General features: G+C 71.1%; 14 protein-coding genes. 13 read left to right on the forward strand and 1 reads right to left on the reverse strand.

All coding sequences use genetic code 11. The features are described 5' to 3' along the window. Positions 1 to 211: 211 nt before the first annotated feature. From gatC to LCHO_RS02560, 3 genes are all read left to right on the forward strand, one after another. Positions 212 to 511, forward strand: coding sequence for an Asp-tRNA(Asn)/Glu-tRNA(Gln) amidotransferase subunit GatC (gene gatC, locus LCHO_RS02550; protein ID WP_012345542.1), 300 nt, complete (start codon positions 212 to 214; stop codon positions 509 to 511). An 8-nt stretch (positions 512 to 519) separates the two neighbouring features. Beyond that, positions 520 to 2013 carry an Asp-tRNA(Asn)/Glu-tRNA(Gln) amidotransferase subunit GatA gene (gene gatA / locus LCHO_RS02555; protein WP_012345543.1) on the forward strand — a complete coding sequence of 498 codons (1494 nt, stop codon included), beginning with the start codon at positions 520 to 522 and terminating at the stop codon, positions 2011 to 2013. Between the two features lie 115 nt (positions 2014 to 2128). Beyond that, positions 2129 to 3427 carry an Hsp70 family protein gene (locus tag LCHO_RS02560; protein ID WP_012345545.1) on the forward strand — a complete coding sequence of 433 codons (1299 nt, stop codon included), beginning with the start codon at positions 2129 to 2131 and terminating at the stop codon, positions 3425 to 3427. Positions 3428 to 3449: 22 nt separating this feature from the next. Here the strand turns inward: LCHO_RS02560 and LCHO_RS21905 are convergent, their stop codons facing one another. Beyond that, complete coding sequence (locus tag LCHO_RS21905; RefSeq protein ID WP_012345546.1) at positions 3450 to 5675, reverse strand: DUF6600 domain-containing protein; 2226 nt, start codon at positions 5673 to 5675, stop codon at positions 3450 to 3452. 104 nt (positions 5676 to 5779) lie between these two features. Between LCHO_RS21905 and LCHO_RS02570 the strand changes: the two genes are divergently transcribed. From LCHO_RS02570 to mraY, 10 genes are all read left to right on the forward strand, one after another. Next, a complete protein-coding gene (locus LCHO_RS02570; protein WP_012345547.1) occupies positions 5780 to 6748 on the forward strand; it encodes a DMT family transporter in 969 nt (322 codons plus the stop codon). A gap of 38 nt (positions 6749 to 6786) precedes the next feature. Then, a complete protein-coding gene (locus LCHO_RS02575; RefSeq protein ID WP_012345548.1) occupies positions 6787 to 8016 on the forward strand; it encodes a multidrug effflux MFS transporter in 1230 nt (409 codons plus the stop codon). A gap of 108 nt (positions 8017 to 8124) precedes the next feature. Beyond that, a complete protein-coding gene (locus tag LCHO_RS02580; RefSeq protein ID WP_012345549.1) occupies positions 8125 to 9237 on the forward strand; it encodes a carbonic anhydrase in 1113 nt (370 codons plus the stop codon). Positions 9238 to 9559: 322 nt separating this feature from the next. Next, the gene (locus tag LCHO_RS02585) at positions 9560 to 10000 is read left to right on the forward strand and encodes a division/cell wall cluster transcriptional repressor MraZ (protein WP_012345550.1); all 441 of its coding nucleotides are present in this window, start codon (positions 9560 to 9562) and stop codon (positions 9998 to 10000) included. 5 nt (positions 10001 to 10005) lie between these two features. After that, on the forward strand, positions 10006 to 10983 hold the full coding sequence (rsmH, locus tag LCHO_RS02590) for a 16S rRNA (cytosine(1402)-N(4))-methyltransferase RsmH (RefSeq protein WP_012345551.1): 978 nt from the start codon (positions 10006 to 10008) through the stop codon (positions 10981 to 10983). Continuing rightward, a complete protein-coding gene (ftsL, locus tag LCHO_RS02595) occupies positions 10980 to 11288 on the forward strand; it encodes a cell division protein FtsL (RefSeq protein ID WP_012345552.1) in 309 nt (102 codons plus the stop codon). The genes rsmH and ftsL overlap by 4 nt, the downstream gene beginning before the upstream one ends. After that, positions 11288 to 13132: a peptidoglycan D,D-transpeptidase FtsI family protein gene (locus LCHO_RS02600; RefSeq protein WP_012345553.1), complete on the forward strand. Its 1845-nt coding sequence runs from the start codon at positions 11288 to 11290 to the stop codon at positions 13130 to 13132. The genes ftsL and LCHO_RS02600 overlap by 1 nt, the downstream gene beginning before the upstream one ends. Beyond that, positions 13132 to 14673, forward strand: a complete 1542-nt coding sequence (locus tag LCHO_RS02605; protein ID WP_012345554.1) for a UDP-N-acetylmuramoyl-L-alanyl-D-glutamate--2,6-diaminopimelate ligase — start codon at positions 13132 to 13134, stop codon at positions 14671 to 14673. The genes LCHO_RS02600 and LCHO_RS02605 overlap by 1 nt, the downstream gene beginning before the upstream one ends. Beyond that, on the forward strand, positions 14670 to 16139 hold the full coding sequence (locus tag LCHO_RS02610; RefSeq protein WP_012345555.1) for a UDP-N-acetylmuramoyl-tripeptide--D-alanyl-D-alanine ligase: 1470 nt from the start codon (positions 14670 to 14672) through the stop codon (positions 16137 to 16139). Before LCHO_RS02605 ends, LCHO_RS02610 begins: the two co-directional genes overlap by 4 nt. Then, a complete protein-coding gene (mraY, locus tag LCHO_RS02615) occupies positions 16129 to 17310 on the forward strand; it encodes a phospho-N-acetylmuramoyl-pentapeptide-transferase (RefSeq protein ID WP_012345556.1) in 1182 nt (393 codons plus the stop codon). The genes LCHO_RS02610 and mraY overlap by 11 nt, the downstream gene beginning before the upstream one ends. The last annotated feature ends 7 nt before the right edge of the window (positions 17311 to 17317 follow it).

Here is a 17317-nt window from a genome sequence, read left to right on the forward strand (position 1 = left end):
GGGGCGCAGAGGCAAAACGATCCGGTTAAAAACCACCAGCCGCCCCGGCAAGGCCGCAGGCGGCTGATTGGCTTTCTCCGGGAGCGGATCACCCTGAAAGGCGGGTGATAATACCCCAAGGGCCCGGGCTCGATGCCTGCGCCAAGCTCGTCTGCCCAGCGGCGCATCGGCCCGGCGCAGTGGCCTTCGGGCCTGTCCAACCCCACAGAACATGGCACTCACCCCCGCGGATGTGAGTCGCATCGCCAACCTGGCGCGACTCGAACTGAGCACGGCCGAGCAGAGCGATCTGCTGGTCCAGCTGAACGGCTTTTTCGGCATCGTCGAGCGCATGCGTGCGGTCGACACCACCGGCGTGGCGCCGCTCTACACGCCCTTGTCGGCGGTGCAGGACGTCAGCCTGCGCCTGCGTGACGACGCCGTCACCGAGACCGACCAGCGCGAGGCCAACCAGAAAAGCGCCCCGGCCGTCGAAGGCGGCCTGTTCCTGGTTCCGCGGGTGATCGAGTGAGTGCCGACATGACCGAACTGCATCAGCTCGACATCACCGAGCTCGCCGCCCTGCTCGACGCCGGGAAGGTCTCCAGCGTCGAACTGACCCGCCACCAGCTCGCCCGCGTGGCGGTGCACGAGTCGCTCGGTGCCTTTCTGTGTGTCGACGAAGACGTCGCGCTGGCCCAGGCCGGCGCGGCCGACGCCTGGCGCGCGCGCGGCATCGGCGGTGCGGCGCACCGCCTGCTGGGCGTGCCGATCGCGCACAAGGACATCTTCGTCACGCGCGATTTCCCCAGCACCGCCGGCTCGAAGATGCTCGAGGGCTACCGCAGCCCGTTCGACGCCACCGTCGTCAGCCGCCTGTCGGCCGCCGGCGCGGTGACGCTGGGCAAGCTCAACTGCGACGAGTTCGCGATGGGCGGCAGCAACGAGAACTCGGCCTGGTTCCCGGCCCGCAACCCCTGGGACACCGGCCGCATCACCGGCGGCTCGTCGGGCGGCAGCGCCGCCGCGGTGGCGGCTCGCCTGGTGCCCGGTGCCACCGGCACCGACACCGGCGGCTCGGTGCGCCAGCCGGCCAGCTTCTGCGGCATCACCGGCATCAAGCCGACCTACGGCCGCTGCTCGCGCTACGGCATGATCGCCTTCGCCTCCAGCCTCGACCAGGCCGGCCCGATGGCGCGCAGCGCGCTCGATTGCGCGCACCTGCTGCAGGCCATGAGCGGCTTCGACCCGCGTGACGCCACCAGCGCCGAACAGGCCGTGCCCGATTTCGTGGCACAGACCACCGCCTTGCGCGAAGGCGCCACGGCCGACCGGCCGCTCGCCGGCCTGCGCATCGGCTTGCCGAAAGAGTTCTTCGGCGACGGTGTCGCCGCCGACGTGCTGGCCGCCACCCGCGCCGCGCTGGCCGAGCTCGAGAAGCTCGGCGCCACGCTGGTGGACGTGAGCTTGCCGCGCACTGAGCTGTCGATTCCGGTGTACTACATCATCGCGCCGGCCGAGGCCAGCTCGAACCTGAGCCGCTTCGACGGCGTGCGCTACGGCCACCGCGCCGAGCAGTACAAGGACCTGTCGGAGATGTACAGCAAGAGCCGCAGCGAAGGCTTCGGCGCCGAGGTCAAGCGCCGCATCATGATCGGCGCCTACGTGCTCTCGCACGGCTACTACGACGCCTACTACCTGCAGGCGCAGAAGCTGCGCCGCATGATCGCCGACGACTTCCAGGCGGCCTTCACGCAGTGCGACCTGATCGCCGGCCCGGTGGCGCCGACCGTGGCGCGACCGCTCGGCAGCCAGAGCGATCCGGTGGCCGAGTACCTGGCCGACATCTTCACGCTGCCCGCCAGCTTGGCCGGCCTGCCCGGCATCAGCGTGCCGGCCGGCAGCGGAGAAGCCGGCCTGCCGGTGGGCCTGCAGCTGATCGGCAACTACTGGCGCGAAGGCGCGCTGCTGCACGCCGGCCACGCCTTCCAGCAGGCCACCGACTGGCATCGGCGCTCGCCCGCAGCGGCTTGATGCGGACCGACGGGCCCGCTGCGGCCCGTCGGGACACGCGCCGATACCCGAGCGGCGACCCGTGCGACGCGGTGCGCCCGTATCATCCGCGCCCCATGTCGAACCGCTGCCTGCCGTGACCGAAGAAGATTTCTGCGCCATTGACTTCGGCACCTCCAACTCGGCGATCGCCGTGCCCGACGATGCCGCGCCCTCGGGCATGACCCTGGTGCCGCTCGAAAACGGCCAGCCGACCATGCCGACCTCGGTGTTCTACCTCGCCGAGGGGCCCGAGCTTCAGAACCTGCCGCGCCTGTTCGGCCGCGCCGGCATCGCCGCCTACACCGAAGGCCATGAAGGCCGACTGATGCGCTCGATGAAGAGCGTGCTCGGCTCCAGCCTGATGGACCAGCACACCGACATCGGCGCCGGCCGCTCGGTCAGCTTCGCCGACGTCATCACCGGCTACCTGCTGCGCCTCAAGCGCAGCGCCGAGGCGCACACCGGCCGCACGCTCAAGCGTGTGGTGCTGGGCCGGCCGGTGCACTTCGTCGACGAAGACGACGCCCGCGACGCCCAGGCCCAGGCCGCTCTCGAGGCCGCCGCGCGTGCGGTCGGCTTCGAGTCGGTCGGTTTCCAGTACGAGCCGCTGGCCGCCGCCTTCCACTACGAAGCCACCGTGGCCGACGAGCAGCACGTGCTGGTGGCCGACATCGGCGGCGGCACCTCCGACTTCTCGGTCGTGCGGGTCGGCCCGGCGCACCGCGAGCGGCTCGACCGCCGCGACGACGTGCTCGCCAACCACGGCCTGCACATCGCCGGCACCGATTTCGACCGCCGCGTCGAGCTCGCCAGCATCCTGCCCGAGCTCGGCTACGGCACCTTCGGCCCGGCCATCGGCGGCCAGCCGGCGCGCGAGGTGCCGAGCCGGATCTACTTCGACCTCGCCACCTGGCACATCGTCAACACGCTCTACCGGCCGCAGCGCATCGCCGAAGTGCGGGCGATGAAGGTGAATTTCGCCAACCCGGTGCTGCATCAGCGGTTGCTCACGGTGCTGACCGACCACCTCGGCCACGACCTGCTCGGTCGCGCCGAGCGCGCCAAGATCGAGGTGGCCGACGGCGGACAGGCGAGCATCGACCTGCGGCTGGTCGAGCGCGGCCTGCAGGTCACGCTCGAAGACGCCCAGGCGCAGGCCGCCCTGCGCGACGACGTCGCGCGCATCGTCGCCGCCGCGCACGAGGCGGTGCAGATGGCGGGTCTGGCGCCCGAGCGCATCGACGCGCTGTATTTCACCGGCGGCTCGACCGGCCTGCGGCTGCTGACCGACGCGCTGTCGGCCGGTTTCCCCGCCGCGCGGCCGGTGCACGGCGAGCGGCTGGCCTCGGTGGCCACGGGCCTGGGGCTGTACGCCCGGCGGCTCTGGGCCTGAACAGGTCCGCTGCGCTGGCGGCTCACTGCTCGCGGCCCGGTGGCCAACGCTCGCGGCGACCGTCCTGGCGCGGTTCGGGCTGACCGTCCGGGCGCCCTTGCGTGCGCTGCGGCGGATTGTCGCGACGTTGCTCCTGGCGCACTTCGGGCGGTCGGGGCGGTTCGGCGCGTGGCACGGCGATGCGCTGTTCGGGGCGCGGCGGCGGGGTGACGACCACAGCCGGCGGTGGTGCGGCGACCATCGCCGGCGGTGGCGCGGCCGGCATCACCGGGGCGGCTTGCACCATCGGTGCGGGTGGCGCGGCGGGGCGCCCGCCACCGGCTTCGCGCTGGCCGCGGTCCAGGCCAGGAAAGTTGCCGCGTGGCGGCGGTGTCTGCTGGATGGGCGCCGCGGGTGCGACGGCCTGCACAGGGGGCTGGGCGCGGGGCTGATCCGGTGCCTGGGTGCGCGCCGGCGTCGGTGCGGGCGCGGCGACCGGCGGTGGCGCGGCCGGGACCAGCTCCGGCCGTGAGCCGAAACGCCCGTCGCGGCGGTTGTCGGTGCGGCCGTCCGGATCCGCGTCGGGGCGTCCGTCGGGGCGTGCGCCGTCGCGCGGGCGCAGCCCCGGGAACGACGCGCCGGGCTGCGGCGCCACCGGTTGCGCCAGGCCGGGCTGCGGGCGCGCGGCTTGTCCCGGCTGGATCGGCACCTGCCCGGGCACGAAGCGCTGCGACGGGTTGGGCGGCGGCGCGGGTGGCGCGTTGGCGCCGGGCGGACGGTTGCGGTCGATGTCGCCGTGGTGGCGCATGTCCGGCTGCGGTGGTGCCGGCTGACGATCCGGTCGATCGAACCGATCGCCGCGGTCGATCCGGTCGCCGCGCTCGTTGCGATCCCGGCGGTCGCGCTCCCAGCGCTCGCGCGGCGGTTGCGGCGGCTGGATGCGCGTCACCACCGGCGGCGCCTGCGGGGCGCGCATGCGTGGTGGCAGCTCGACCGCGCCGCGCCAGGGCGCCGGGCGGAAGAAGCGGCCGTCACGGCCATCGCGGCCGATGCCGGTGCTGACCGCGCCGGAGAACTGGCGGTAGCGGTAGGGCGTGTGGCGCAGCACCTCGTCGGGGCGTTCCATCACGCGGCGCAGCAGCGGGCCGTCGTGCACGTGCGGCTGGTTGAGCAGGCGCACGTGGCGCGGGCTGAAGGCATAGGCCGGCACGTAGACCTCGCGCGGCGCGAGCGGATACCAGGCCACGCCGGTGCCGATGCTGATCGACCACGACAGGCCCGGCTGGCCGTTCCAGACCACCAGCGCCGGCGCGTAGACCGGCCGCGGCGTGTGGTCGCCGGGCACCCAGCCCCAGCGGTCGCGCCACCAGACCCAGCGGCCGTAGTGGAAGGGCGCGAAACCCCAGGGCGCGTCGTCGATCCAGGTCCAGCCCCAGGGCGAGACCCAGCTCCAGCGGCCGTGGCGGTAGGGCGCCCAGCCGACCACCACGGTGCGCGGGTACCAGACCCAGCCGTAGTCGGCCGAGCGGGTCCAGTCGCCGTGGCGATCGAGCTCGTGGGCGCCGGTCATCTCGTCGGGCACCGGCGCGTCGCGCGAGGCCTGCTGCAGCCGCAAGTCGTCGTCGTTCATGGCCCAGCGGGCGAAGCCGTCGGCCTCGGGAGTGTCGAGCCGGAAACCGCCGTCGACGTAGATCTCGGCGCGCTGGCCGGGCTGCAGCAGGTAGCTGCCGGCCGGCTGCTCGATGCGCAGGCCGTTGCGCCAGGCGGTGGCGGCGTGCAGGTGGGTGTGGCCGCGTTCGGCGTCGGGCACGTCGATGCGGTAGAGCCCGGCGCCCAGCGGCAGCAGGCGCGCGGCATCGGTCTCGATGCTGAGTTCGCGCGCCACTTCGTCGCTGCCGAGCAGCACCGCCAGCGAGCCGCCCAGCAGTTCGAGCTCGATGCGCTCGTCGTCGACCCGGCGCAGCAGCAGCTGGCTGTTTTCGCCCAGGCGCAGGCGGGTCGAGCCGATGCCGATCTCGGCCCGGCTGTTGTTGCCCACGCTGAGTTCGTCGCCGCTGGTCACCGGCCAGTTGCGCAGCGAATCGCGCGCGTGGTCGAGCGTGTCGCCGCCGTCGCCGCGCGCCAGGCGGGCGTCGCCGTCGATCCAGGCGATGCGGCCGACCCGCCCGGGCGGATCGTCCGCGGCCCGGGCCAGACCGGGCCCGGCCAGCAGGGCGGCGAGCAGCAGGCAGGCCATCGCCCACAGCGGGCGACACATCTTGATGAACATCAATTTCTCCAGGCTGGGCATGCTTTCCGACAACGGCTCGCACGCCTTGTCGGCTGACAGGCGCCGGCGACGGTGCCGGCCAGGCGGGCGGTGACAATCGCCCGATGTTGACCGGCACCCTGTTCGCACTCACCGCCGGCCTGATGTGGGGGCTGGTGTTCGTCGGCCCCCTCCTGCTGCCCGAGTATTCACCGGCGCTGCAGTCGTTCGGCCGTTACCTCGCCTTCGGGCTGATCGCCTTGCCCCTCGCCTGGTTCGACCGCGCGCGGCTGGCGCAGTTCACCCGCGCCGACTGGCGCGAGGCGCTGCGGCTGTCGATCGTCGGCAACATCGTCTACTACCTGTGCCTGGCCGCAGCGATCCAGCGCGCCGGCGGTCCGCTGCCGACCATGATCATCGGCACCCTGCCGGTGGTGATCGCGATCAGCTCCAACCTGCGCGACGCCGCCCGCGACGGCCGCCTGCCCTGGCTGCAGCTGGCGCCGTCGCTGCTGCTGATCGCCGCGGGCATCAGCCTGGTCAACCAGGTCGAGATCGAGGCCATGCGCGCCCAGCCCGACGCGGATCTGGGCCGCTACGCCAGCGGCGCGCTGCTGGCGATCTGCGCGGTGGTCTGCTGGACCTGGTATCCGCTGCGCAACGCCGACTGGCTGCGCGCCCACCCCGATCGCAGCCCGCGCACCTGGGCCACCGCGCAGGGGCTGGCGACGCTGCCGCTGGCGCTGCTGGGCTACGCGGCGAGCTGGGCCTGGCTGTCGGCCAGCGGCAGCGCGTTCCCGATGCCGTTCGGGCCGCGGCCGGTCTTCTTCCTGGGCCTGATGTTCGCGATCGGCCTGCTGGCGTCGTGGCTCGGCACGCTGTGCTGGAACGAGGCCAGCCAGCGCCTGCCGACCACGCTGGTCGGCCAGCTGATCGTGTTCGAGACCCTGGCCGCGCTCAGCTACGCCTTCATGCTGCGCGGTCAGTGGCCGGCGCCGGCCACGCTGGGCGGCATCGCGCTGCTGGTGGTGGGCGTGCTGTGGGCGGTGCGGGCCCGGCCCGAGCCGCTGGTGGCGCAGGCGCACCCGGATTGACGGCGCCCGGCCTCGTCCTGAACTGAAAAAATCGATCGATGCACGCGCACGCCCGTCACCTGTGGACCGCGCCTCGCTGGGCGCTGGCGATCCTGCTGGCCAGCCTCGGCATGCTGGGGCCGTTCTCGATCGACACCTACCTGCCCGCGTTCACCGGCATCGCCGCCTCGGTGGGCGCCAGCCCGGTCGAGATGCAGCAGACGCTGTCGGCCTACCTGCTCGGCTTCGCGGCCATGAACCTGTTCCACGGCGCGCTGGCCGATGCGCTCGGCCGCCGGCCGGTGGTGCTGACCGGCGTGGCGGTGTTCACGCTGGCGAGCGTGGGCTGCGCGCTGTCGGATCACGTCGGCTGGCTGATCGCCTTCCGCGCCTTGCAGGGCATGTCGGCCGGCGCGGGCATGGTGGTGTCGCGGGCGGTGATCCGCGATCTGTTCCCGCCCGATCAGGCGCAGAAGATGATGTCGCAGGTGACGATCTACTTCGGCATCGCCCCGGCGGTGGCGCCGATGATCGGCGGCTGGCTGTTCGTGCACCTGGGCTGGCACGCGGTGTTCTGGTTCCTGTCCGGCGTGGGACTGCTGATCGGCCTGGGCGTCTGGCGTGCGCTGCCGGAGACGCTGCCGGCCGCGCAGCGCCAGCGGCTCGATCTGTCGCACCTCTGGCAAGGCTATCGGGCGCTCGGCCTGGACCGGCGCTTCTGGCTGCTGGCGCTGGCCTCGGGGGTGCCGTTCAACGGCATGTTCCTGTACGTGCTGAGCGCGCCGGCGTTCCTGGGCGAGCTGATGCGGCTTGCGCCCGACCAGTTCTTCTGGTTCTTCATCGCCAACATCGGCGGCATCATGCTCGGCGCCTGGACCAGCGGCCGGCTGGCCGGGCGCATCGCCGGGTCGGTGCAGATCCGCGCCGGCTTCGTCATCATGAGCCTGGCCTCGGTGGCCAACGTGGCGGCCAACCTGGTCTGGCCGCCGCACATCTCGTGGGCGCTGGTGCCGCTGTTCTTCTACTGCCTGGGCTGGGCGATCCTGGTGCCGGTGGTGACGCTGATGGTGCTGGATCTGGTGCCGGCGCGGCGCGGCATGGCGTCGTCGCTGCAGGCCACCGTGGCCAGCACCGCCAACGCGCTGGTGGCGGGCGTGCTGGCGCCGCTGGTGATGCACAGCACGCTGGCGCTGAGCGTGGCGTCGGCGCTGCTGATGACGGTCGGGCTGGTGGCGTGGCAGTGCGTGCGGCGCAGCGTGATGGTTTCGCCCGGTGCGCGGCCGGACTGATTCAAGTCGGCCCGCGGGGTTGCCGAAGAGGGAGGTGGAGCCCGCACGCCCGCGCGTCGGCTGCTTCGCATTCGCCACCCGCTTGCTGCGGCCAGACCGGAGCCCCGCATGACCCGCCCGCTGATTTCATGTTTCTCCGCCGCCCTGATGGGCCGCGGCCTGGCCGCCTTGCTGCTGTGCGCTGCCGTCGGCGCGGCCGGCGCCAGCGATGGCGCCCATCCGAGCCCTGACCGCGGCGCCAAGGCCGCGCCCGCCAGCCGTGCCGCTGCGGCCAGGGGTCAGGGTGCCGCCCTGGAAGTCTCGCTCGACGAGCTGCGCGACCGCCTCGCCAGCCGTGTCGCCGAAGTGCGCGACGCGCAGGCGCGCACGCCGCTGCTGAAGGTGTCCGTCAAGGGAGACAAGCCGCTGAAGGTCGCCGGCGACGGCCATGCCCCGACGGCTGCGGCGGCGCGTAGCCACGCCGGGGCGAAAGGCGCGAAGCCGGATGCCGTGGCTCATGCGGCCGCGCCCGCCGTGGTGCACGCCGTGGTGCACGCCGATGCCGGCCATCCGCACTGGTCCTACCAGGGCGACGCCGGGCCGGCGGCCTGGGCCAGCCTGAAACCCGAGTTCGCCAGCTGCGGCAACGGCCAGCGCCAGAGCCCGATCGACATCCGCGACGGCATCAAGGTCGAGCTCGATGCGGTGCAGTACGACTATCGGCCGAGCCGCTTCACGGTGATCGACAACGGCCACACGGTGCAGGTCAACGTGGCGCCGGGCAACTCGATCGAGGTGACCGGGCGGCGCTACGAGCTGCTGCAGTTCCACTTCCACCGGCCGTCCGAGGAGCGCATCAACGGCCGGCAGTTCGACATGGTGGCGCACCTGGTGCACAAGGATCCGCAGGGTCGCCTGGCGGTGGTGGCGGTGCTGCTGCAGCAGGGCCGCCAGCATCCGCTGGTGCAGCTGGTCTGGAACAGCCTGCCGCTGGAGCAGAACGACGAGACGCCGGCGCCGGTGCCGCTCGATCTGAACATGCTGCTGCCCGAGGACCGCCGCTACTACACCTACATGGGATCGCTGACCACGCCGCCGTGCAGCGAAGGCGTGCTGTGGATGGTGCTCAAGCAGCCCGCCCAGCTCTCGCCCGAGCAGGTGGCGGTGTTCGCGCGGCTCTACCCGATGAACGCCCGGCCGATCCAGCAGGCGGGTGGACGGATCATCAAGGAGTCGAACTGATCGGCCGTTTTCAGGCCGGTTTCCCGGCCCCGCCGCCATGCGTCCGACCGCCCCGCGGGGCGGTATTTTTCATTTGAAACGCGTTATTTGACCCAATCAGGGGGTGGCCGGTTTGTCAACGCCCAAGTGGGGTGGATGAACCTCAAGTTTCACTTTGGGAACGTCTCGCAAGTCCTTCATTCGTATGAACTTTTTGTTGCAAAAATATGCTTCCAAAGACTATCGTAAGTGCTTGATTTCATTGGCAATTTCTCACGAGTCGCCTTGACCCGGCGTGATTTCGTCCGCTACAGTGGCAGAACGTGTCTATTAGTGGGATTTTGTGGCGGACTTTCATTTTCAAGGAACTTCAGCGCTTGCGCTGGACGCCAAGGGCCGGGTCACCGTCCCGGCGCGCCATCGCGAGTCGCTGGTGTCCCTGGCTGGAAGTCAGCTCACGCTCACCAAGCACCCCGAAGGTTGTCTGATGGTCTTCCCGCGTCCGGTGTGGGAGGGCTTTCGTGCCAAGGTCGAGGCGCTGCCGATGGCAGCCAGCGGCTGGAAGCGTATCTTTTTGGGTAGCGCGATGGATGTCGAGATCGACTCCGGTTCGCGCATGTTGATTTCGCCTGAGTTGCGTGCGGCTGCCGGTCTTGTTCACGACGTGTTGTTGATCGGCATGGGTAACCATCTTGAGCTGTGGGACGCACAGCGGCAGGCCAGCGCCGAAGCCGCCGTGTTGCAGCAGCCGATGCCCGATGTCTTGCAGGACTTCAGTTTCTGATCACCATGATCACCGCCGCCGCAGTACCTTGGCAGCACCGGACGGTGCTGCTCCATGAAGCAGTTGATGCGCTCGTGCAACGCCCTGCGGGTGTCTACCTGGACGGCACCTACGGACGAGGTGGCCACAGCCGCCTGATTCTCGAGCGCCTCGATCCGGCCGGCCGCCTGATCGCGATCGATCGCGACCCCGAGGCGCTGGCCAACGCGCGCAGCGGCGAGACCCGCATCGACGATCCGCGCTTCTCGATCCATCACGCCCGCTTTGCCGAGTTCGAGTCGGTGCTCGACGAGGCCGGCGTCGGCCAGCTCGACGGCCTGCTGCTCGATCTGGGCATCTCGTCGCCGCAGATCGACAACCCCGAGCGCGGCTTCAGCTTTCGTTTCGACGGCCCGCTGGACATGCGCATGGACCCCACGCGCGGCCAGAGCGCCGCGGAGTTCCTGGCCAGCGCGCCGTTCGAGCGCATCAAGGAGGTCGTGCGTGACTACGGCGAAGAACGGTTTGCTGATGCGGTTGCAAAGGCGATTGTTGCTCGCCGCGAGGAAGGACGCCCTGTCCAGCGCACCGCCGAACTGGCCGCGCTCGTGGCTGGTGCGGTCAAGACCCGCGAGCGTGGTCAGGATCCTGCGACGCGCACGTTTCAGGCTCTACGGATTCTCGTCAATGCCGAGCTTGAAGAGGTCGAGCAGGGACTGAACCGGGCGCTGGCGCGGCTGGCGCCGGGCGGGCGGCTGGCGGTGATCGCCTTCCATTCGCTCGAGGACCGCATCGTCAAGACCTTCATCGCCCGCCATGCGCGCGAGGTCTACGACCGCCGCATGCCTTACGCCACGCCGGCGCCGCTGCTGATGCGGGCGGTGGCCCGCATCAAGCCCGGCGAGGCCGAGGTGGCGGCCAATCCGCGCGCCCGTTCGGCGATCCTGCGGGTGGCCGAGCGCACCGACGTGCCGCTGCCGGTGGTGGTGGGGCGCTACGCATGATGCGGCTCAACGTCCTGCTGCTGGTCGCGCTGCTGGTGAGCGCGGTCTACCTGGTGCAGACCGCCTACCACTCGCGCCAGCTGTTCGTCGCCCTCGAGCGCGAACGCAACATGGCGCGCCAGCTCGAGATCGAGGCCGAGCGACTGACGGTCGAGCGTCGCGCGCAGGCCACCAGCCTGCGGGTCGAGCGGGTCGCGCGCGAGCAGCTGCAGATGCGCGTGGCGACACCGGCCGTCACCCAGTACGTCACCGATCCGCTGATCGCCGGCGCACCCGCCGCGGCGCTGTCCGGAGGCACGCCGTGATGAAGTGGCTGTCGCGCCTGTGGCCCGGCCGTGCGCCGGCCAACACCGCCCGGCGCTCGCCGCGGCAGCAGACGGCCGTGCGCCGCAACACGTCGCTCGGCTCCGGCCACCTGCAGTACGCCAGCAGCCCGCTGCTGGCGGCCAAGACGCCGCTGTGGCGCGCGCGCCTGGTCGTGCTCGGCGTCGGCGTGGGTTTTCTGGTGCTGCTGGGGCGTGCGGTCTACATCCAGGTGATCGGCACCGAGTTCTATCAGAAGCAGGGCGAGAGCCGCTACGCGCGCACCTTCGAGCTGCCGGCCAGCCGCGGCCGCATCACCGATCGCCACGGCCAGATCCTGGCCGCCAGCGTGCCGGCGCCGTCGATCTGGGCGATCCCGAAGGATTTCAGGCCCGATGCGAAGCAGCAGCAGGCGCTGCTGCGCCTGCTGGGCATGACCTCGCGCGAGCTGGCCACGCGCCTGGCCGACAACCCGAATTTCGTCTGGCTGCGCCGCCAGGTCGACGAGTCCGTCGCGGCGCAGGTCAAGGCGCTGGGCATCAAGGGCCTGCACCAGCAGCGCGAGTTCCGCCGCCAGTATCCGGAAGGCGAGTCGGCGGCACATGTGGTCGGTTTCACCAACCTCGAAGAGCGCGGCCAGGAAGGCATCGAGCTGGCGTTCCAGAAAGAGCTCGAAGGCCGCGCCGGCAGCCGCAGCGTGGTGCGCGACCGGCTCGGCCGCATCGTCGAGGACATCGGCGAGAGCCGCGAGCCGGTCGACGGCAGCGATCTGGCGCTGGCGCTCGACTCCAAGGTGCAGTTCTTCGCCTACCAGCGGGTGCGCGATGCCGTGCTCGAGCACAACGCCAAGGCCGGCAGCGTGGTCGTGCTCGACGTGCTGACCGGCGAGGTGCTGGCGCTGGCCAACTACCCGAGCTACGTGCCCGGCGAGCGCCAGGGGCTCAGCGGCGCGCAGCTGCGCAACCGCGCCGTCACCGACACCTTCGAGCCCGGCTCGACGATGAAACCGTTCATCGCCGCGCTCGCCTTGCAGACCGGCCGGGTCACGCCCGACACCGTGATCCAGACGGCGCCCGGACGCATCCACTTCGGCAGCGCGACCATCTCCGACTCGCATCCGCACGGCCTGCTGTCGGTCGAGCAGGTGATCCAGAAGTCGAGCAACGTCGGCACCGTCAAGATGGCGATGCAGATGGAGCCGCGCGAGATGTGGGAGATGTTCAGCTCGGTGGGCATCGGCCAGAAACCGCAGCTGGCGTTCCCGGGCCTGGCCTCGGGCCGCCTGCGGCCGTACAAGAGCTGGCGGCCGGTCGAGCAGGCGACCATGAGCTACGGCTACGGCCTGTCGGTGTCGCTGCTGCAGCTGGCGCGCGCCTACACGGTGTTCGCCCGCGACGGTCAGCTGATGCCGGTGACGATGCTCAAGAACGAGGTGCCGGCTGCTGGCGTCCAGGTCTTCAGCCCCGAGGTGGCACGTTCGGTGCGCCACATGCTCAACATGGCCGCCGCCCCCGGCGGCACCGCCCCGAAGGCGCAGGCGATCGGCTATTCGGTCGGCGGCAAGACCGGCACCGCCCACAAGCAGGAGGGTGGCAGCTACGTCAGCAACAAGTACCGCGCCTGGTTCGTCGGCATCGCGCCGGTGAGCAACCCGCGCATCGTGGTGGCGGTGATGGTCGACGAGCCCGGCAACGGCCGCTATTTCGGTGGCGACGTGGCCGCGCCGGTGTTCAGCCAGGTGGTGCAGCAGTCGCTGCGCATGCTCGGCGTGCCGCCCGACCTGGAGGTGCAGCCGCAGATCGTCGCGCGCGCCCAGGCGGTCAAGGCCGAAGAGGAGTCGTTCTGATGGCGCTGCATCAGCTGCCCGACGTCGATGCCGCGCTGGCGTGGCTGCGGGCGCGGCTCGGCGACGCCGCCGAGCTGCGCACCGACAGCCGCAGCGTGCGCGCCGGCGAGGCCTTCATCGCCTGGCCGGGTCATGCCGCCGATGGCCGCGCCTACGTCGGCGCGGCGCTGGCGGCCGGCGCCGCGGCCTGCCTGATCGAGGCCGACGGCGCCGCGGCCTTCGGTTTCGATGACGAGCGCATCGCCGCGCTGCCGGGTCTGAAGGCCGCCACCGGCGAGCTGGCGCACCGCTGGTACGGCGAGCCCGGCCGGCGCCTGGCGCTGATCGCCACCAGTGGCACCAACGGCAAGACCTCGACCGCCTGGTGGACCGCGCAGGCGCTGAGCCTGGCCGGCCAGCGCTGCGGCGTGATCGGCACGCTGGGCGTGGGCGAGCCGCCCAGCCGCGTCCATCCCGACGCTCAGGTGCACGCCACCGGCCTGACCACGCCCGATCCGCTGACGCTGCACCGCAGCCTGCGCGATTTCGCCGACGCCGGTTTCGCCGCCTGCGCGATCGAGGCCTCGTCGATCGGCATCGTCGAACACCGGCTCGACGCGGCGCCGATCCGGGTCGCGCTCTACACCAACTTCACGCCCGACCACCTCGACTACCACGGCGACATGGTGGCCTACTGGCTGGCCAAGCGCGCGCTGTTCGACTGGCCGGGCCTGCAGGCTGCCGCCATTAACGTCGACGACGCGCAGGGCGCCGTGCTGGCCGACGAACTGGCCGCGCGTGGCGATCTCGACCTCTGGACCTACGCGCTGCATCGCGATGCGCGCCTGCGTGCGACCGGCCTGCATTACGTCGACGGCGGCCTGGCCTTCACGCTGCACGAGGGCGAAACCGACGTGGCGGTGCACACCCACCTGATCGGCGCCTACAACGCCTCCAACGTGCTGGCCGTGATCGGCGGCCTGCGCGCGCTCGGCCTGCCGCTGGCGCAGGCGGCGGCGCTGGCGGCCGAATTCACCTCGGTGCCCGGGCGCATGCACAGAGTCCGGCCGGCAAGCCCGACCGGCGCTGTGCCGCAGGTCGTGGTCGCTCTACCGCAGGTGGTCGTCGATTACGCCCACACGCCCGATGCGCTCGACAAGGCCCTGAGCGCCCTGCGGCCGGTCGCGCATGCGCAAGGCGGCCGACTGGTGTGCGTGTTCGGCTGCGGCGGCAACCGCGATGCGACCAAGCGCCCTCAGATGGGCGCCATCGCCGCGCAGCTGGCCGACGCGGTCTGCGTCACCAGCGACAACCCGCGGCTCGAAGAACCGCAAGCCATCGTCGACCAGATCCTGGCCGGCTGTGCAGGCGCGGCGCACGTGCGCGCCGAGGTCGACCGCACACGCGCCATCGAACAGGTGCTGGCGCAGGCAGCGCCCGAGGACGTGGTGCTGATCGCCGGCAAGGGCCACGAGGACTACCAGGACATCGGCGGCGTCAAGCGGCCGTTTTCCGACATCGACGTGGCCACGGCCGCGTTGCAACGCCGGGTGACGGCATGAACACGCTGATGACCCTTGAACACGCCCACGCGCTGATCGTGCGCCGGCAGCCCGCGGCCCGGCTGGTCGGCGATGGCTGTCAGCCGATCGCGCGCGTGCACAGCGACACCCGCTCGCTGCGCGCCGGCGACCTGTTTGTGGCGCTGCGCGGCGAGCGTTTCGACGCGCATGATTTCCTGCCCCAGGCGCAGGCCGCGGGCGCCGTCGCGGCGATCGCCGAACGCGGCCTGGATGCGTCCGGCATGCCCGGCATCGAGGTGCCCGACAGCCTGCTGGCCCTGCAGGCGCTGGCCGCCGGCTGGCGTGCCGAACACCTGCTGCCCGTCATCGCCGTGACCGGCAGCAACGGCAAGACCACCGTCACGCAGATGATCGCGGCGATCCTGCGCGCCTGGCTGGGCGACGCCGCCCACGCCACCGCCGGCAACTTCAACAACCACATCGGCGTGCCGCTGACGCTGCTGGCGCTGCACGCCGGCCATCGCGCCGCGGTGGTCGAGCTGGGCATGAACCACCCGGGCGAGATCGCCGAGCTGGCGCGCATCGCCCAGCCCACCGTCGCGCTGGTCAACAACGCCCAGCGCGAACACCAGGAGTTCATGCAGACGGTCGAGGCGGTGGCGCGCGAAAACGGTTGTGTCATCAGCGCCTTGCCGGCCGACGGCGTGGCGGTGTTTCCGGCCGACGACGACTACACGCCGATCTGGCGCGAGCTGGCGCAGCCGCGCCGGGTGCTGACCTTCGCGCTGGCCGAAGCCGGCGTGGCGGCCGACTGCGTGGCGCAGGCCAGCTGGGCCGGCGATCACTGGCAGGCACGGTTCGACACGCCGGCCGGGTCGATCGACCTGGCGCTCGGCGTGGCTGGGCGGCACAACGTCAAGAACGCGCTCGCCGCCTGCGCCTGCGCGCTGGCCGCCGGTTGCCCGCTCGACGCGGTGCAGCGTGGCCTGGCCGGTTTTGCCGCGGTCAAGGGGCGCTCGCAGGTGTCGCTGCTGGACTGGGGCGGCCGGCAGGTCACGCTGGTCGACGACAGCTACAACGCCAACCCGGACTCGGTGCGTGCCGCCATCGAGGTGCTGGCGGCCCTGCCGGCGCCGCGCTGGCTGCTGCTGGGCGACATGGGTGAAGTCGGCGACCAGGGCCCGGCCTTTCATGCCGAGGTGGGCACACTCGCCGCCCAGCGCGGCATCGATCATTTCTGGACCGCCGGGGTCTTGTGCGCCGATGCGGCGCGCGCTTATGCCGATGCCGTTCATGCGAGCCATGATGCCACCTTGGTGGCTCATCACGTGAGCTACCACGGCGACACCGCGGCGCTGCTCCAGGCGATTGCCGCGGCCGGTGTGGCGTTGCCGCCAGCGGCCTCGGTGCTGGTCAAGGGCTCGCGATTCATGGCGATGGAAAAAGCCGTGGCGGCGTTGCGCGAAGCCGCCCGCCACGCTGGAGAACAACAAGATGCTGGTTAGCCTCGCCAACTGGCTGCAAGGCCACTATCCCGACAGCTTCGGCTTCCTGCGCGTGGTCCAGTACCTGACCTTCCGCGCCGTGATGTCGGCCATGACCGCGCTGCTGCTCGGCCTGGTCTTCGGCCCCTGGGTGATCCGCCGCCTGACCGAGCTCAAGATCGGTCAGCCGGTGCGCGAGTACGGCGTGCAGAGCCACCTGGTCAAGACCGGCACGCCGACGATGGGCGGCGTGCTGATTCTGCTGTCGATCGCGGTGTCGACGTTGCTGTGGTTCGACTGGAGCAACCGCTTCGTCTGGGTCGTGATGCTGGTGACCTTCGGCTTCGGCGCGATCGGCTGGGTCGACGACTGGCGCAAGGTGGTGCAGAAGAATCCCGAAGGCATGGCCTCGGGCGAGAAGTACCTGTGGCAGTCGCTGATCGGGCTGGTCGCGGCCATCTACCTCGCCTTCAGCGTCTCGGAAACCTCCAACCTGCGCGTGCTCGAGCTGTTCCTGCGCTGGGTGGGCTCGGGCTTCTCGAACGACCTGCCGCCCAAGGCCGACCTGATCGTGCCCTTCTTCAAGTCGGTGAGCTATCCGCTGGGCGTGTTCGGCTTCATCTTCCTGACCTACTTCGTCATCGTCGGCGCCAGCAACGCGGTCAACCTGACCGACGGCCTCGACGGCCTGGCAATCATGCCGGTGGTGCTGGTGGGCTCGGCGCTGGGGTTGTTCGCCTATGTCACCGGCAACTCGGTGTTCTCGAAGTACCTGCTGCTGCCGCACATCCCGGGGGCCGGCGAACTGCTGATCTTCTGCGCCGCGATGGCCGGCGCCGGGCTGGCCTTCCTGTGGTTCAACGCCTACCCGGCGCAGGTCTTCATGGGCGACGTCGGCGCGCTGGCGCTGGGCGGCGCGCTCGGCACCATCGCGGTGATCGTGCGCCAGGAGATCGTGCTCGGCATCATGGGCGGCATCTTCGTCGTCGAGGCGCTGTCGGTGATGGCGCAGGTGGCCTACTTCAAGTACACCAAGAAGCGCTACGGCCAGGGCCGGCGCATCCTGCTGATGGCGCCGCTGCACCACCACTACGAGAAGAAGGGCTGGGAAGAGACCCAGGTCGTCGTGCGGTTCTGGATCATCACGATGCTGCTGTGCCTCGTGGGTCTGTCCACCTTGAAACTCAGGTGAGCCGGCC

Origin of the sequence: Leptothrix cholodnii SP-6 (assembly GCF_000019785.1) — a bacterium.
Classification (GTDB): domain Bacteria; phylum Pseudomonadota; class Gammaproteobacteria; order Burkholderiales; family Burkholderiaceae_C; genus Sphaerotilus; species Sphaerotilus cholodnii.

Excerpts from the sequence above, each read along its gene's own strand:
- gatC (WP_012345542.1), top strand. The coding sequence starts at position 212 with ATGGCACTCACCCCCGCGGATGTGAGTCGCATCGCCAACCTGGCGCGA.
- gatA (WP_012345543.1), top strand. The coding sequence starts at position 520 with ATGACCGAACTGCATCAGCTCGACATCACCGAGCTCGCCGCCCTGCTC.
- LCHO_RS21905 (WP_012345546.1), bottom strand. The coding sequence starts at position 5,675 with ATGTTCATCAAGATGTGTCGCCCGCTGTGGGCGATGGCCTGCCTGCTG.
- LCHO_RS02570 (WP_012345547.1), top strand. The coding sequence starts at position 5,780 with ATGTTGACCGGCACCCTGTTCGCACTCACCGCCGGCCTGATGTGGGGG.
- LCHO_RS02575 (WP_012345548.1), top strand. The coding sequence starts at position 6,787 with ATGCACGCGCACGCCCGTCACCTGTGGACCGCGCCTCGCTGGGCGCTG.
- LCHO_RS02580 (WP_012345549.1), top strand. The coding sequence starts at position 8,125 with ATGACCCGCCCGCTGATTTCATGTTTCTCCGCCGCCCTGATGGGCCGC.
- rsmH (WP_012345551.1), top strand. The coding sequence starts at position 10,006 with ATGATCACCGCCGCCGCAGTACCTTGGCAGCACCGGACGGTGCTGCTC.
- ftsL (WP_012345552.1), top strand. The coding sequence starts at position 10,980 with ATGATGCGGCTCAACGTCCTGCTGCTGGTCGCGCTGCTGGTGAGCGCG.
- LCHO_RS02600 (WP_012345553.1), top strand. The coding sequence starts at position 11,288 with ATGAAGTGGCTGTCGCGCCTGTGGCCCGGCCGTGCGCCGGCCAACACC.
- LCHO_RS02605 (WP_012345554.1), top strand. The coding sequence starts at position 13,132 with ATGGCGCTGCATCAGCTGCCCGACGTCGATGCCGCGCTGGCGTGGCTG.
- LCHO_RS02610 (WP_012345555.1), top strand. The coding sequence starts at position 14,670 with ATGAACACGCTGATGACCCTTGAACACGCCCACGCGCTGATCGTGCGC.
- mraY (WP_012345556.1), top strand. The coding sequence starts at position 16,129 with ATGCTGGTTAGCCTCGCCAACTGGCTGCAAGGCCACTATCCCGACAGC.